The sequence below is a fragment of the Lysobacter alkalisoli genome (assembly GCF_006547045.1).
Classification (GTDB): domain Bacteria; phylum Pseudomonadota; class Gammaproteobacteria; order Xanthomonadales; family Xanthomonadaceae; genus Marilutibacter; species Marilutibacter alkalisoli.
On record NZ_CP041242.1, the window covers coordinates 2,792,335 to 2,807,076 of the forward strand.

General features: G+C 67.0%; 15 protein-coding genes and 1 pseudogene. 10 read left to right on the forward strand and 6 right to left on the reverse strand.

Going from position 1 to position 14,742, the window contains the following annotated elements:
• Positions 1 to 73: 73 nt before the first annotated feature.
• From FKV23_RS12330 to FKV23_RS12375, 10 genes and pseudogenes are all read left to right on the forward strand, one after another.
• Positions 74 to 676 (forward strand): DUF6580 family putative transport protein, encoded by a 603-nt coding sequence (locus FKV23_RS12330; protein ID WP_208543165.1) that lies wholly within the window; start codon positions 74 to 76, stop codon positions 674 to 676.
• A 93-nt stretch (positions 677 to 769) separates the two neighbouring features.
• Positions 770 to 1,339, forward strand: a complete 570-nt coding sequence (locus tag FKV23_RS12335) for a cob(I)yrinic acid a,c-diamide adenosyltransferase (RefSeq protein ID WP_141624112.1) — start codon at positions 770 to 772, stop codon at positions 1,337 to 1,339.
• A gap of 24 nt (positions 1,340 to 1,363) precedes the next feature.
• Positions 1,364 to 2,266, forward strand: a pseudogene (locus FKV23_RS12340) (histone deacetylase family protein); the annotation flags it as partial.
• A 162-nt stretch (positions 2,267 to 2,428) separates the two neighbouring features.
• A complete protein-coding gene (lptD, locus tag FKV23_RS12345; RefSeq protein ID WP_141624114.1) occupies positions 2,429 to 4,810 on the forward strand; it encodes an LPS assembly protein LptD in 2,382 nt (793 codons plus the stop codon).
• Entirely contained in the window at positions 4,807 to 6,138 is a 1,332-nt protein-coding gene (locus FKV23_RS12350) for a peptidylprolyl isomerase (protein ID WP_141624115.1), read from the forward strand. Before lptD ends, FKV23_RS12350 begins: the two co-directional genes overlap by 4 nt.
• A gap of 58 nt (positions 6,139 to 6,196) precedes the next feature.
• Entirely contained in the window at positions 6,197 to 7,195 is a 999-nt protein-coding gene (gene pdxA, locus FKV23_RS12355; protein ID WP_141625187.1) for a 4-hydroxythreonine-4-phosphate dehydrogenase PdxA, read from the forward strand.
• Positions 7,196 to 7,252: 57 nt separating this feature from the next.
• Positions 7,253 to 8,059 (forward strand): 16S rRNA (adenine(1518)-N(6)/adenine(1519)-N(6))-dimethyltransferase RsmA, encoded by an 807-nt coding sequence (gene rsmA / locus FKV23_RS12360; RefSeq protein WP_141624116.1) that lies wholly within the window; start codon positions 7,253 to 7,255, stop codon positions 8,057 to 8,059.
• Positions 8,060 to 8,111: 52 nt separating this feature from the next.
• A complete protein-coding gene (gene apaG, locus FKV23_RS12365) occupies positions 8,112 to 8,495 on the forward strand; it encodes a Co2+/Mg2+ efflux protein ApaG (RefSeq protein WP_141624117.1) in 384 nt (127 codons plus the stop codon).
• A 97-nt stretch (positions 8,496 to 8,592) separates the two neighbouring features.
• Positions 8,593 to 9,486 carry a symmetrical bis(5'-nucleosyl)-tetraphosphatase gene (locus tag FKV23_RS12370; protein WP_141624118.1) on the forward strand — a complete coding sequence of 298 codons (894 nt, stop codon included), beginning with the start codon at positions 8,593 to 8,595 and terminating at the stop codon, positions 9,484 to 9,486.
• A gap of 119 nt (positions 9,487 to 9,605) precedes the next feature.
• Positions 9,606 to 10,208, forward strand: a complete 603-nt coding sequence (locus FKV23_RS12375; RefSeq protein WP_141625188.1) for a DUF1287 domain-containing protein — start codon at positions 9,606 to 9,608, stop codon at positions 10,206 to 10,208.
• Positions 10,209 to 10,212: 4 nt separating this feature from the next.
• Here the strand turns inward: FKV23_RS12375 and FKV23_RS12380 are convergent, their stop codons facing one another.
• The 6 genes from FKV23_RS12380 to FKV23_RS12405 form a co-directional block, all read right to left on the reverse strand.
• Positions 10,213 to 10,707 (reverse strand): dihydrofolate reductase, encoded by a 495-nt coding sequence (locus FKV23_RS12380; protein ID WP_141624119.1) that lies wholly within the window; start codon positions 10,705 to 10,707, stop codon positions 10,213 to 10,215.
• Positions 10,679 to 11,002, reverse strand: a complete 324-nt coding sequence (locus FKV23_RS12385; RefSeq protein WP_141624120.1) for a hypothetical protein — start codon at positions 11,000 to 11,002, stop codon at positions 10,679 to 10,681. Before FKV23_RS12385 ends, FKV23_RS12380 begins: the two co-directional genes overlap by 29 nt.
• A gap of 68 nt (positions 11,003 to 11,070) precedes the next feature.
• Positions 11,071 to 11,865: a thymidylate synthase gene (locus FKV23_RS12390; RefSeq protein WP_141624121.1), complete on the reverse strand. Its 795-nt coding sequence runs from the start codon at positions 11,863 to 11,865 to the stop codon at positions 11,071 to 11,073.
• 3 nt (positions 11,866 to 11,868) lie between these two features.
• On the reverse strand, positions 11,869 to 12,750 hold the full coding sequence (gene lgt / locus FKV23_RS12395) for a prolipoprotein diacylglyceryl transferase (RefSeq protein WP_141624122.1): 882 nt from the start codon (positions 12,748 to 12,750) through the stop codon (positions 11,869 to 11,871).
• A 261-nt stretch (positions 12,751 to 13,011) separates the two neighbouring features.
• Positions 13,012 to 13,392 (reverse strand): diacylglycerol kinase, encoded by a 381-nt coding sequence (locus FKV23_RS12400; protein ID WP_141624123.1) that lies wholly within the window; start codon positions 13,390 to 13,392, stop codon positions 13,012 to 13,014.
• Positions 13,393 to 13,484: 92 nt separating this feature from the next.
• Positions 13,485 to 14,567, reverse strand: coding sequence for an isoaspartyl peptidase/L-asparaginase family protein (locus FKV23_RS12405; protein WP_141624124.1), 1,083 nt, complete (start codon positions 14,565 to 14,567; stop codon positions 13,485 to 13,487).
• Positions 14,568 to 14,742: the final 175 nt, after the last annotated feature.

Consider the following 14,742-nt stretch of genomic DNA (forward strand, 5'->3'; position numbering starts at 1 on the left):
CCCGCCATGCACGGGACGGGCGGGGTGCTGGGTTATGCTAGGCGCTTCCCGTCTTCATGATTCCCAGACTCCGATGAAGCCCGCCGCCGCCGTCCCGTCCGCCCCCGCACAGCCGCCCACCGGTACTTTCGCAGCCGGTCCGCTGGTGCTTGCCGGCCTGATCCTGGTCGCCGCGCTGAGCCGCCTGCTGCCGCACCCGCCGAACTTCTCGCCGGTGGCCGCGATTGCCTTGTTCGGCGGCGCCTACTTCGCCTCACGCAACCGGGCCTTGATCGTCCCGCTGGTGGCGATGCTGATTTCCGACCTGGCACTGGCGACGATGTACGGCGGTATCTATGCGAGCTGGTTCAGCGGCTTCGGCGTCTGGCTGGGCTACGGCTGCGTGGCCCTGACCACCGTCTTCGGTTTCGGCCTGCGCGGCCGGGTCGGCGGCGCCCGTGTGCTCGGCTACGGGCTGGCCGCTTCGGTACTGTTCTTCATGGTCACCAATTTTGGCGCCTGGCTGGCCGATCCGATGTACCCGAAGACCATCGGTGGCCTCGGCATGGCCTACACCGCCGGCATTCCGTTCTTCCAGTGGACCGTGCTCGGCACCCTGTTCTACTCGGCGCTGCTGTTCGGCGGTTTCGCCCTGCTCCGCAGCCGCCTGCCCGCACTGCGCGCGCAAACGGTTTGAGAAAAAGCGGGTTGTCAGTTGTCCGGTCCCATGTTGCCCTGCAGCCGCGCGCCGACGCCTGACAACCAGGAACTGACGACTGACAACTGACTCATGGGCAACCGCCTCTCCAAGATCTACACCCGCACCGGCGACGACGGCAGCACCGGCCTCGGCGATGGCAGCCGTACCGGCAAGGACTCGGCGCGGGTCGCGGCCTACGGCACCGTCGACGAAGCAAACTCCTGCATCGGCCTGGTGCTGGCCTGCGCGGCTCCCGACAGCGCGATCCCCGACGAAGTACGCGACCTGCTGGTCGCGGTCCAGCACCAGATGTTCGATCTCGGTGGCGAGCTGTGCATTCCCGGGCACGCCGCGATCTCCGGCGAGGACGTGGAACGGCTGGAGGTTCACCTCGACCGTTTCAACGAAGACCTGCCGCCGCTGAAGGACTTCATCCTGCCCGGTGGCGGCGAGGCGGCGGCACGCTGCCATGTCGCCCGCACCGTGGTCCGTCGCGCCGAGCGCGAGGCGGTGGCGCTGGCCCGTGTCGAGGACGTGCGTCCAGAGGCGATCCGCTACCTGAATCGGCTGTCCGACCTGCTGTTCGTGCTGGCGCGGGTGCTGGCGCGGGCCGGCGGACATGGCGAAGTTCTCTGGGACCACGAACGGCGCAAGGCCTGAGCCGTCGTCCCGCTCGCTCCGGACATGCGCATCTACACCCACCCTTCCTGCCTCCTGCACGACCCCGGACCGGGCCATGCAGAGCGCCCCGCCCGCCTGACCGCCGTGGTCGAGGCTCTGAAAACCGCGTTCCCGACACTGGACTGGCACGAGGCGCCGCGCGCGACCCGTGGCCAACTGCTGTGCGTGCACGACGACACCCTGCTTGCCCTGGTCCTGGACACCACGGTCGAGACCCCCACGCCGCTCGACCCCGACACCTTCCTCGGTGCGCATTCGGCCGAGGCGGCCCTGCATGCGGCCGGCGCCGGCATCGCCGCGGTCGACGCGGTCATGGCCGGCGAGACATCGTCAGCGTTCTGCGCGGTGCGCCCGCCCGGCCACCATGCCACCGCCTCGGTCGCGATGGGCTTCTGCCTGTTCAACAACATCGCCGTCGCCGCCGCCCACGCCTGCGAGCGGCACGGGTTGGAACGGGTCGCGGTGGTCGATTTCGACGTCCATCACGGCAACGGCACCCAGGACATCTTCGACACCGACCCACGGGTGATGTACCTGAGCTCGCACCAGATGCCGCTGTACCCGGACAGCGGCCGGGCCACCGAGCGCGGGGTCGGCAACATCCTCAACGCACCGCTGCAACCCGGCACCGGCGGCGAAACCTTCCGCACCGCCTGGCGCGAGAAACTGCTGCCAACCCTGGACAGCTTCCGCCCGCAGCTGGTCCTGGTCTCGGCCGGTTTCGATGCCCACCGCCGCGACCCGCTGGCGCAACTGCAACTGGAAGCCGACGACTACGCCTGGATCACTGGCGAACTGGCGACCATCGCCGAACGCCACGCGGGCGGCCGGCTGATCTCGATGCTGGAAGGCGGCTACGACCTTGACGCCCTGCGCGAATGCAGCGTTGCCCACGTTGGCGCGATACTGGGCCGCCCCCTTCGGCTGCGTGATGAAGACCCCGTGAATACCGCCCAGGCCACAAAGATGAACACCACCCGCCCCCGGCCGCCAGCCCGCGTTGCCGTCATGCGGAACAATGCGGCAATCTAGCGACCGCCTGATACGCCCCTCGACCCGGAACGCCGCGTGCGCAAATCCCTTCGTCTGCTCCCACTATCGCTCTGCATTGCACTGGCCCTGCCGGCGATCGCGGCCGAGGACGAGGAAGACTGGCGCCTGTGCCCGATCGGCGACGTGGTACCGGCGTTCGGCGATACTCCGCTGCCGGAGGGCTCGCCGGCCGATCGCCAGGACGCACCGACCGACATCGAGGGCGGCAGCCTGACGCGCGCAGGCACCGGCGAGAACATCGTGGTCCAGGACAATGTCCGCCTTGACCGCGGCGACCAATCGCTGTTCACCGACGTCCTGAGCTACAACGAAGAGAGCGGCCAGTATTCGGCCGAAGGCAGCGTGCGCTACCAGGACAGCGGCCTGCGCATCGTTGCCGAACGCGCCAAGGGCGACCAGTACGCCGACCACCACCGCATCGAGCAATTGCAGTACCAGCTTGTCGAACGCCGCGGCCACGGCGGCGCCGACCACATCGAGCTGCGCGGCAGTCAGGGCACCCTGGTCGGCTCCACCTACACCACCTGCGACCCCGCCAACCCGCACTGGCAATTCAGGGCACAGCGCATCGACATCGACACCGAGGAAGGCATGGCGGTCGCACGCAACGCCGTGCTGCGTGTCGGCGACGTCCCGGTGCTGTATGTCCCCTGGTTCATGTTCCCGATCGACGACCGTCGCCGCACCGGTCTGTTGTACCCGTCGATCTCGATGTCCAACCGCAATGGGTTCGACTGGAAACAGCCGATCTACCTGAACCTGGCGCCAAACTATGACGCCACCCTCGAGCCGCGCTACATGAGCAGGCGCGGTGCATTGCTGGGCGGCGAATTCCGCTGGTTGTATCCCAGGGGCAGGGGCAAGGTCTACGGTGAATGGATGCCACATGACGACCTGCCCGGCCGCCGGCCCGACAGGTACCTGCTCGACAACAACGGCAACCCGATTCCCGGCGCCACCCTGCCCGAGGACGACCGCGGCCTGTTCCGCCTCGACACGCTGCACAACCTCAACCGTACCTGGCACGCCCGTGCCAACCTGGGCTGGATCAGCGATACCCACTATCTGGACGACTTCAGCAACAGCCTGTTCGGTCGTTCGTCATATTCGATGACCAGCACCGCAGGCCTGTACGGCCGTGGCCGTTACTGGGATGCCGGGCTGATGGCCGACTATCAGCAGCTCACCGATTACACCGTCGACGAGAGCAGCCTGCGCTACCACCGCCTGCCGCGCGCCTACTACAACTGGACGCAGCCGTTCGGGCGCTGGTTCGAGGCCGGCATCAATGCCGAGGCCGTGCGCTTCCAGCACGAGGTCCGGGTCCAGGAAGGCTCCCGGCTCGACCTCAAACCGTACATCAGCATGCCGCTGGAGGGCGCCAGCTGGTTCCTGCGCCCGACCCTGGCCTGGCGCCACACCGCATACAACCTGGATTACACACCCACCAACGGTGACGGCGACCGCTCACCGAGCCGCAGCATGCCGATCTTCTCGGTCGACGCAGGGCTGTTCTTCGACCGCACTGCCACCATCCGCGGCGACCATTACCTGCATACGCTGGAACCGCGGATCTACTACCTGAACGTGCCCTACCGGGACCAGGACGGCCTGCCGACCTTCGACACCCGAGCACTGACCTACACCTGGGGGCAGTTGTTCCGCGACAACCGTTACTCCGGTGCCGACCGGCAGACCGACGCCAACCAGCTGACCACCTCGCTGACCACCCGCCTGATCAACGACGAGGACGGACGCGAACGGCTGGCCGCAAGCATGGGCCGGATCCAGTATTTCGACGACGTCCAGACCACCCTCAACAGGGAACGGCCGATCGAACAGGGCAAGTCGGCCTGGATCGCCGACCTCAGCGTCACCCCCAGCGACCGCTGGAACATCAACGTCGGCTACCAGTGGGACCCCAAACTGCGGGGCGAGGACCTGGCCAGCCTGCGCGTGCGCTACCTGTTCCGCGACACCGGCGTGGTCAACCTCGGCTATCGCTACCGCCGCCACCCGACCAGCCGCGACGACCTGCTAGAGCAGGTCGACTTCTCGTTCCTGTATCCGGTCAACGACAACTGGAGCCTGGTCGGCCGTTACTACTACTCTCTGTTCGACCACAAGCTGCTCGAATCGATCGCCGGCGTGCAGTGGGAAAGTTGCTGCATCGCCGCGCGCCTGGTCGCCCGCCGCTACGTCCGCAACCGCGATGGCGACCTCGACAATTCGCTGCGCCTCGAATTCGAATTCAAGGGCCTGGGCTCTGCCGGCCAGAAAACCGAGCGCGAACTGCGCCGTGCTATCCTCGGCTACGACCGCGACGATCTGTATCTGGTCCCGCCGTCCCTCATCACCGACGACGACGTCGAATCCTCGCCTGACCCGATCCTATGAAGAATCTCATTGCCTGCTGCGTCCTCGCCGCGGCCCTGGCCACGCCATCCATCCAGGCCCAGACCGCCCCGCCCGCGGTCGGGGGACAGCAGATCGAGGGCATCGCCGCGATCGTCGACGAAGACGTGATCCTGCGCAGCGAACTCGACCGCGCTGTCGCCAACATCCTTACCCAGTACGCGGGCCGCGAAGGCCAGCTGCCGCCGCGTGAGGTGCTCGAGCGCCAGGTGCTGGAGCGGCTGGTGCTGGTCAAGCTGCAGGTCGCCCGCGCCGAGGGCACCGGCGTGCGGGTCAGCAACCAGGAGACCGACGGCGCGATCGCCAACATCGCCCAGCAGAACGGCATGAGCATCGACCAGCTCAGCCGCCAGCTGGCGGCCGACGGCACCTCCTTCGAGGAATTCCGCCGCTCGATCCGTGACGAGCTGATGATCCAGAAGCTGCGCCAGCGCTACGCGCAGTCGCGGGTATCGGTCAGCGACGCCGAAATCGACGCCGCGATGGAAGCCCAGCAGGCCGGCGGGGTCCAGTATCACCTCGCCCACATCCTGGTCGGGCTGCCCGAGGGCGCCACCCCCGAGCAGATCACCATTGCCCAGGACAAGATCGATGGCATCAAGAGCCTGCTCGATCGTGGCGAGATGGACTTCGCGGCCGCCGCCGTGCGCTATTCCGACAGCCCCAATGCGCTGGAAGGCGGTGACCTGGGCTGGCGCAGCCTGGATGAGATCCCGGCCGCCTTCGCCGAACTGATCCGCAACATGCAAGCCGGCGAGGTCAGCCAGCCGCTGCGCGGCCCCAGCGGCTTCCAGCTGCTGCAGATGGTCGAATCGCGCGATGTCGATGCCGAGGCGGCGCAGACCGTCACCCAGTACCGGGCCCGTCACATCCTGATCCGGATCGACCAGAACACCAGCGACGCCGAAGCCAAGGGCAAGATCGACACCCTCGCCGCGCGACTCGCCGGTGGCGCCGACTTTGCCGAACTGGCGCGTCAGGAATCGCAGGACCTGAGCAGCGGCAGCAGTGGCGGCGACCTGGGCTGGTTCATGGCCGACGCCTACGGCCTGGACTTCGGTGGACAGGTCATGCGTCTCGGCGACGGCGAGGTGTCGGCCCCGTTCAAGACCGCCACCGGCTGGCACATCGTCGAACGTACCGGCAGCCGCCAGACCAACCTCACCGACCAGAACCGCCGCAACCAGATCGCCGAGATCATCGGCCGCCGCAAGCTGGAAGACGAGTGGAACCGCTTCCTGCGCGAGATGCGGGGCGAGGCCTATGTCGACCTGCGGGTCGGTCCACAGGCTGCCTCCAGCGACGGCTGACCGGTCCGGTGGCCAACCGGACCCGGCCGCCCGTCATCGTTAGCAGGCCCTCTCCGTGATCAGCGACGCCCAGGCCCTTCGCCTCGCGCTTGTCCCCGGCGAGCCGGCCGGCATCGGGCCCGAACTCTGCGTCCGCCTGGCCCAGCGGCCGCGCGACTACCACCTGACCGTCTTTGGCGCCGCCACCACACTGCGCGACGCCGCCGCCAAGCTCGACCTGCCCCTCACCCTCACTGCATCGCCCGGCGCCGCGCCGCGCCCTGGCGAGCTGGCCCTGATCGAGATTCCCAACGCCGTACAGTCCCTCCCCGGCACGCCTGATCCACGCAATGCCGCGGCGGTGATCGAAGCCCTGACCCGCGCCGCCGACGGTTGCCTGCGTGGCGATTTCGACGGTCTGGTTACCGGTCCCGTGCACAAGGCGGTGATCAACGAAGGCGGCATCGCCTACACCGGCACCACCGAGCTGCTCGCCGCGCAGGCCGGCCGCGAGGTGGTGATGATGCTGGCCAATGACATCGTCCGCGTCGCCCTCGCCACGACCCACCTGCCGCTGCGCGCGGTGCCGGACGCGATCAGCATCGATGGGCTGCAGCGCGTGCTGCGCATCCTGCACCGGTCGATGCACGCCGATTTCGGCATTCCCGACCCGGTCATCGCCGTGCTCGGCCTCAACCCGCACGCGGGCGAGGCCGGCCACCTCGGCCACGAGGAGATCGAGGTGATCGAACCCACGCTCGCGGCGTTGCGCGATGAAGGGATGCAGCTGATCGGCCCGCTGCCGGCCGACACCGCCTTCCTGCCCGGCAAGCTGCGCGGCTTCGACGCGGTGCTGGCGATGTACCACGACCAAGGCCTGCCGGTGCTCAAGTACAGCGGCTTCGAGCAGGCGGTGAACATCACCCTCGGCCTGCCCTATCCGCGCGTCGCGGTCGATCACGGCACCGCGCTGGACCTGGCCGGCAAGGGCATCGCCGACCCGTCGAGCCTGTTCGCCGCTGTGGAAACCTGTGCGCGGATGGTGGTTTCGCGAAGAGCCCGATTGGGGACAGATTGAGGCGGATTCGCTCGCCACGCCCGGGATGACGGCCTCGAGCGATTACACTTCCAGCCCATGACCCGCAGCCACTTCAAAGATCCGCCCAAGAAATCGCTCGGCCAGCACTTCCTGCACGAGCGCGGGATCATCGACAGGATCGTGCAGGCGGTGAACCCGAAGCCCGAGGACCGATTGGTCGAAATCGGCCCGGGCCAGGGCGCGATCACCTTCCCGCTGCTCGACGTGCACGGCCGGCTCACCGTGATCGAGTTCGATCGCGATCTGATCTTTCCGCTCACCGAGGCCGCGCGTGCGCACGGCACCCTGCGGGTGATCCACCGCAACGTGCTGGAAGTCGACTTCACCGCGCTGGCTGGCGAGGAAGGCCCGCTGAGGCTGGTCGGCAACCTGCCCTACAACCTGTCCTCGCCGATCCTGTTCCATGCCCTCGAACACGCCGCGGTGATCCGCGACATGACCTTCATGCTGCAGAAGGAAGTCGTCGACCGCATGGCCGCCGGCCCGGGCAGCAAGATATATGGACGCCTCTCGGTGATGCTGCAGGCCTATTGCGCGGTCACGCCGCTGTTCAACGTCCCGCCCGGAGCGTTCCGCCCACCGCCGAAGGTCGACTCCGCCGTGGTGCGGATGGTGCCGCGCGCACCGGAGAAGATCGGCATCGACGATCCGGACCTGTTCGCCGCGGTCGTGCGCGACGCTTTCGGCCAGCGCCGCAAAACCCTGCGCAACGCGCTGTCCAAGATCTGCGATACGTCCGCGATCGAGGCCGCCGGAGTCCGGCCCGACGCCCGCGCCGAACAACTGGAAGTCGCCGACTTCATTCGCATGGCCAACGCCTTGGCCGCCAGCAGCAGCCACTGATCGCAACTGCCCCTGCCTCGCCAGCGCACTTCTGGCGGGTACACTGTCATCCATGAATTCCCCCGCCGACTACGCTTTCGAAATCCAGGTCGCCACCCGATACCTCGACGACCAGTCAGAGCCGGAGCAGGACCGCTACGTCTTCTCCTACACCATTCACATCCGCAACAGCGGCACCGTGCCCGCGCGGCTGCTGGCGCGCCACTGGATCATCACCGACGCCAACGGCAAGGTGCAGGAGGTCGAGGGCGATGGCGTGGTCGGCGAACAACCGTGGCTGCGTCCGGGCGAAGCATTCGAATACACCTCCGGTGCGATGCTGGAGACCGACCTCGGCACCATGCAGGGCCACTACCAGATCCTCGCCGACGACGGTACCCGCTTCGATGCGCCGATTCCGCCGTTTACCCTGACCATTCCCCGTACATTGCATTGAGGCAGGAACGAGTGAAAGGGAACAACACTGCAGAAGCCAATCGTTCTGTTCTCCCGCTTTTACTCGCCCCTCACTTCTCGTCACTTACTACTGCCCCATGAGTATCTGGGCCATCGGCGACCTGCAGGGTTGCTACGACGCCACCCAGCGCCTGCTGGAGAAAATCGCCTTCGATCCGGCGCGCGACCGGCTATGGTTCTGCGGCGACCTGGTCAACCGTGGCGGACAATCGCTGGAAACATTGCGGCTTGTGCATTCGCTGCGCGACTCCAGCACCATGGTGCTTGGCAACCACGACCTCTCGCTGCTGGCGATCGGCCAGCGCAGCGAGGAGGAACAGCGCAAGGTCAACCCCGACCTGCAGCGGGTGGTGCTGGCCGAGGATCGCGACACCCTGCTCGACTGGCTGCGCACGCAGAAGCTCTGCCATGTCGACCGCAAGCTGGGCTGGATGATGGTCCATGCCGGGCTGGCGCCGAAATGGACCACGTCGATGGCCGAGCGCCATGCCCGCGAGGTCGAGCAGAAGCTGCACGGCGACCAGGCCGGGCGCCTGCTCAAGGCCATGTACGGCGACGGCCCGGCGTGGAACCCGCAGCTGACCGGCAACGATCGCCTGCGCGCGATCATCAACATCATGACCCGGCTGCGCTACTGCACCCCGCGCGGCCGTATCTCCTACGAGGACAAAGGCTCGCCCGGTACCCAGCCGGCCGGTCTGTACCCGTGGTACGAAGTACCCGGCCGTGCCGAACGCGACCTGAAGATCGTCTGCGGCCACTGGTCGACCCTGGGGCTGTTCATTGGCCATGGCGTCCACGCGATCGACACCGGCGCGGTCTGGGGCGGCAAGCTGACCGCGTTGCAGCTCGACACCGACGAGCTGCGCGTGGTGCAGGTTGCGGGCCGCGACCAGCCTGCCGCACCGCCGAAGCCCCGGCACAAGTCCAGACCGGGCAGGCACAGGCCTCGACAGGAATCGCGGCGATGAACACGGCGACCAACCGGCATCGTGCTGGCAAGCGGCGATGGTTGGCCGCCATCGCGGCGATACTGGCCGCGGCCGCGATACTTGCCTTGGCGCTTCCCGGGCGGCAACCGCAGCACCCCATGCCGGCCCGGATGTTCGTCGGCAGCGGAGCCCCGTCCCGGCCGGACGCCGCCCCGGAACCTGCCACCCTCGCATCGGCGGAGGAGTCGGCACCATTGAGGGTCCATGCAGCGCGCAACCAGGTTGGCGTGACCCGCCATTACGATCCCGCCTACGTGGCTCTGGCCTACCCCGGTGGCGACGTGCCGATCGAGCGCGGCGTCTGCACCGACGTGGTGATCCGCGCCTTGCGCCATGAGGGCCTGGACCTGCAGCAGACCGTGCACGAGGACATGCGCACAAACTTCGGCGCCTACCCGCCGCTGTGGGGCCTGCGCGCCCCCGATCGCAACATCGACCACCGCCGCGTACCCAACCTGCGGCGCTGGTTCGAGCGACAGGGCTGGGCGCTGCAGGCCGGGCGCGAGCCGGACGGCTACCTGCCCGGCGACCTGGTGACCTGGACCCTGCCGGGCGGCCTGCCGCATATCGGCATCGTCTCCGAGCGCCGCAGCGGCGCCGGGGTGCCACTGGTCATCCACAACGTCGGCCACGGCACCCGCGAGGAAGACGCGTTGTTCGCCTACACGATGACCGGGCACTATCGGCCACGCCTCGATTGAACCGTCAGGACCGAACGTAATCGACAAACTCGAACGCGAAGGCGTGGCGGTCATCGGCCGGGTGCGGCTCGCGGGCGACAACCTGCCAGCCGGCGTGATCGAAGGCGGGGAAATGCGCATCCGCGCCCTCGACCACGGTATCGACGTGGGTCAGGTGCATCCGCTTCGCGTATGGCAGACACAACGCGTAGACCTCGCCGCCACCGATCACGCACAGCGTATCGGCGCCATCGTCCGCGGCGACGCGCAACGCCTCGTCGACGCTGGCCACCGGTTCCATACCTTCGAACGGCACCCGTCCGCTGCGGGTCAACACCAGGTTGCGCCGCCCCGGCAGCGCGCGGCCGAGCGACTCGGCGGTCTTGCGGCCCATCAGCAGCGGCTTGCCGAGGGTCAATGCCTTGAAGCGCTTCAGATCATCAGGCAACCGCCATGGCAGGTCGTTGTCGCGACCGATGGCGCGGTTCATGTCAAGCGCGGCGATCAGAACCATCTGCATCGGGGTGCAACTCCGTATAGATCGACATCGCATGTTCGCGCGACGAGACCGCCAGCCATACGATCAGCAAATAGAGCACTACGAACACCAGCGCCTCGAAGGACGGAATGTCCTTCACCGCCTCGAACAGGGAGGATGCCTCGTCGCCGGGAGTCACCAAGGCGCGGAACACAGCACCCAAAGGCGCCAGCAAAAGGGTGGCCATCAGGCCAATGATCAAACCGTTCGACAACGTAAAGAGCGAATCTGCAAACTTCTCGCGCGATCTTGATGAATGTTTTTTCTGGCGAGCCATGGCACGTAGGTCCGATTGGGGGTCGCTTGAAATCGTCGATCACCGCGGTCTCATGCCGCGAGACACGCTCAAACCGCCACCGGCGCCTTGATCGCCGGATGCGGGTCGTAACCCTTGATCGCGATGTCCTCATACCGGAAACCGAAAATGTCGCGCACCTCCGGGTTCAACACCAATGTCGGCAACGGGCGCGGCTCGCGCGACAGCTGCTCGCGCGCCTGCTCGAAATGATTCGAATACAGATGCGCATCGCCCAGCGTGTGCACGAAATCGCCGACGCCCAAACCGCACACCTGGGCCACCATGTGCGTGAGCAGCGCGTAGCTGGCGATGTTGAACGGCACTCCCAGGAAGATGTCGCCGCTGCGCTGGTACAGCTGGCAGCTCAGCTTGCCGTCGACCACGTAGAACTGGAACATCGTGTGGCACGGCATCAGTGCCATCTTCGGCAGATCGGCCACGTTCCAGGCGCTGACGATCAGCCGCCGTGAATCCGGATTGCGCCTGATCTCCTCGATCACCCAGCGGATCTGGTCGATCCCGCCCTCGCTGCCGTCGGACCAGTGCCGCCACTGGTGGCCGTAGACCGGGCCGAGGTCGCCGTTGGCGTCGGCCCACTCGTCCCAGATCGACACCTTGTTGTCCTTAAGGTAGGCGATGTTGGTGTCGCCCTGCAGGAACCACAGCAGTTCGTGGACGATCGAACGCAGGTGCAGCTTCTTGGTGGTGACCAGCGGAAAACCTTCGGCCAGATCGAAGCGCATCTGCCAGCCGAACACGCTGCGGGTGCCGGTGCCGGTGCGATCGCTCTTTTCGGCACCGCGTTCGAGGACGTGGCGGAGCAGATCAAGGTATTGACGCATCGGTCATTCCTTGGTGGTGGCAGGTTGCGGCTGCAGGGTCGGCGAGCGTCGCGACAACCACAGCCAGAACAGGCCCAGGGCGATCAACGGAAGACTCAGCACCTGTCCCATGGTCAACCAGTCGAAGGCAAGATAGCCGAGCTGTTCGTCAGGCACGCGAACGAACTCGACCAGGAAACGGAAACAGCCGTACAGCAGCGCAAACAGGCCGGCGACAGCGTAGCGCGGCCGCGGCCGGCTGGAGAACCACCACAGCACCACGAACATCACCAGTCCCTCGAGGCAGGCCTGGTAAAGCTGCGAAGGATGGCGGGCGAAGGTGTCGAGCGCGCCACTGGCATGCAGGCTGCGCAGCTCCTCCAGCGGCAGGTATGCATACTGCTGCGGCAGCGCGCCGGGGAACACCACACCCCAGTCGCCTCCGGTCGTCTTGCCCCACAACTCACCGCCGATGTAGTTGCCAAGCCGGCCAAATCCCAGTCCCGGGGGCACCAGCGGAACGATGAAGTCGGCCACGTCGAAGAAATGCAACTTGTGCCGGCGGGCCCACAGCAAGGCCGCAACCATGACCCCGACCAGGCCGCCGTGGAAACTCATCCCGCCTTCCCAGATCCGGAACAGCATCAACGGATCGCGGATCAGCTCGCCAAAAGCATAGAAGAGGACATAGCCGATACGCCCGCCCAGCACCACGCCGAGCATGCCGTAGAACAGCAAATCGCCGAAGCCCTGCTCATCGACTCCCGGCAGACGCCCGGCACGGATCCGCTGGCGCCCCAGCCACCAGGCGGCCAGGAAACCAAGCAGGTACATGATTCCGTACCAATGGACGGAGAGCGGACCCAGCGAGAAGGCGATCGGGTCTATCTGGTGCAGGAAGATCATGCGTTCGGCAGGCTCGAGTCGGCGACAGGGCCCCTATTGTGCCCGACCCGGGCGGGTGACAGCTTCCATCGTACAGCTGCGCCGGGCCCACAGGTTCAGACATTCCGCCAGCGCCGAGAAACCCATCGCGCCCTAGATATACCCGCGCGGAACGAAATGCACTGAGCGTGAGCAGGCTGATCCAGGCGTTCGGATCGCTCAACAGCTCAACCACGGTCAGCGACTTCCGCCTGCATCAATGGCGACCCGCGTACGCGGAGTTCAGAACAACCTCGGCAGCACGATCGCGCCCCAGACCAGCGCCACGTTCACCATCACCACGAACACCGCGGCCGAACCCATGTCCTTGGCTCGCCCGGCCAGTTCGTGGTGCTCGTCGCCGAAGCGCTCGATCACGGCCTCGATGGCCGAATTGAGCAGTTCCACACTGAGCACCAGCAGCATCGAGCCGATCAGCAGCGCCCGTTCCACCGCCGTATCGCCGAGCCACCAGCCCAGCGGCGCCAGGATCGCGAACAGGTATACCTCCAGCCGGAACGAGGATTCGTGCAGCCAGGCTGCCTTGAGCCCCTGTAGCGACCAGATCGTGGCCTTGAGGATGCGGCTCGGGCGGCGTGGCAGATGTCCGAATTCGTCGGCCATGGATCATGCGTCTCGCTGGGTGGATGGCGCGGCGGGACGCCGGACGGCCGACGATTTTGCCACAGGCCCGCAGCACCCGCCCCGGCGGCCGCTCAATCGGCCCCGCCGCCATCCCCCGCTTCGTGGATCGCGGTGCCCCGGCTACCGTCGGGGCGGATCCAGCCGCGGAACATGCTGCCGCTGTTGAACGGCATGGCGATGTTGCCGTCGACATCGAGCGCGATCGCGCCACCATCGCCACCGGCGGCCGGCACGATCCGGTTGACGACCTCCTCGGCGGCTTCGGTCAGGCTGTCGCCGCGATAGGCGACGCGGGCACAGATGTCGTGGGCAACCGCGTTGCGGATGTAGAACTCGCCCCAGCCGGTGCCGGACACGCCGCAACGGTCGTCGGCCCAGGTACCGGCACCGATGACCGGCGAATCGCCGACCCGGCCCCAGCGCTTGTTGGTCATGCCGCCGGTGCTTGTGCCCGCGGCGATGTGGCCATGAACGTCGAGCGCGACCGCGCCAACGGTACCGAAATAGCCTTCCTTACGCTCAAGTGCTTGCGCACTTGATTCGTGGGCTGGCGTGTCCCCGCCCAGCACCGCCTGCGGGTCGCGCGCCTCTTTCTCCTTGGCCTGCTCCAGTGCACGGCGACGCTGCTCGGTATCGAACCAGCTGTTCTCGACCCGCTCGATCTCCGGCCGCGAATCGGCGAAAACCTCGGCGCCGGCGCCGGCCATCATCACGTGCTGGCTATGCTCCATCACCGCGCGTGCCAGCCGGATCGGATTGCGCACGGTGGTGACCCCGGCCACCGCACCGGCGCGGCGGGTATGGCCCTCCATCACCGAGGCATCGAGCTCGTGCCCGCCGATGGCGTTGAACACCGCGCCCTTGCCGGCGTTGAAGCGCGGCGACTCCTCCAGCACCAGGATGGCCGCCTCCACCGCGTCCAGCGCCGCGCCGCCCTTCGCCAGCACCGCGTTGCCGGCGTCCAGCGCGCGATTGAGAGTGGCGTGCACATCACGCAGGTCGGCCTTGCTCAGCGCGTCCTTCGGCACGAAGCCGGCGCCACCGTGGATGACCAGCGCGGTCCTGCCGGACGGCTGGTCCTCGGCGGATGGCGCGGTCTGGGCCTGGGCGGTGATGGTCATGGCGGCAAGGGCGAGCGTGATCAGCAGTCGCATCGGTGGTCTCCATTGACGAAGACCAAGGATAACGCCGTGAGGCGGAATGATCTGAACCCGGCTTTGGATTTCCCACCAGCACCAGCAGAGTGTCCAGAAGCCGGTGGCCATGGGGTTTGCGGGACACGCTGTGAACCCATCCATGGGCGCTCATCGTCGGCATCCTGCCTCCGAA

Excerpts from the sequence above, each read along its gene's own strand:
- FKV23_RS12385 (WP_141624120.1), bottom strand. The coding sequence starts at position 11,002 with ATGGCTCGCCAGAAAAAACATTCATCAAGATCGCGCGAGAAGTTTGCA.
- FKV23_RS12350 (WP_141624115.1), top strand. The coding sequence starts at position 4,807 with ATGAAGAATCTCATTGCCTGCTGCGTCCTCGCCGCGGCCCTGGCCACG.
- apaG (WP_141624117.1), top strand. The coding sequence starts at position 8,112 with ATGAATTCCCCCGCCGACTACGCTTTCGAAATCCAGGTCGCCACCCGA.
- FKV23_RS12380 (WP_141624119.1), bottom strand. The coding sequence starts at position 10,707 with ATGCAGATGGTTCTGATCGCCGCGCTTGACATGAACCGCGCCATCGGT.
- FKV23_RS12330 (WP_208543165.1), top strand. The coding sequence starts at position 74 with ATGAAGCCCGCCGCCGCCGTCCCGTCCGCCCCCGCACAGCCGCCCACC.
- FKV23_RS12400 (WP_141624123.1), bottom strand. The coding sequence starts at position 13,392 with ATGGCCGACGAATTCGGACATCTGCCACGCCGCCCGAGCCGCATCCTC.
- lgt (WP_141624122.1), bottom strand. The coding sequence starts at position 12,750 with ATGATCTTCCTGCACCAGATAGACCCGATCGCCTTCTCGCTGGGTCCG.
- FKV23_RS12390 (WP_141624121.1), bottom strand. The coding sequence starts at position 11,865 with ATGCGTCAATACCTTGATCTGCTCCGCCACGTCCTCGAACGCGGTGCC.
- rsmA (WP_141624116.1), top strand. The coding sequence starts at position 7,253 with ATGACCCGCAGCCACTTCAAAGATCCGCCCAAGAAATCGCTCGGCCAG.
- FKV23_RS12405 (WP_141624124.1), bottom strand. The coding sequence starts at position 14,567 with ATGCGACTGCTGATCACGCTCGCCCTTGCCGCCATGACCATCACCGCC.
- FKV23_RS12375 (WP_141625188.1), top strand. The coding sequence starts at position 9,606 with ATGCCGGCCCGGATGTTCGTCGGCAGCGGAGCCCCGTCCCGGCCGGAC.
- FKV23_RS12370 (WP_141624118.1), top strand. The coding sequence starts at position 8,593 with ATGAGTATCTGGGCCATCGGCGACCTGCAGGGTTGCTACGACGCCACC.
- FKV23_RS12335 (WP_141624112.1), top strand. The coding sequence starts at position 770 with ATGGGCAACCGCCTCTCCAAGATCTACACCCGCACCGGCGACGACGGC.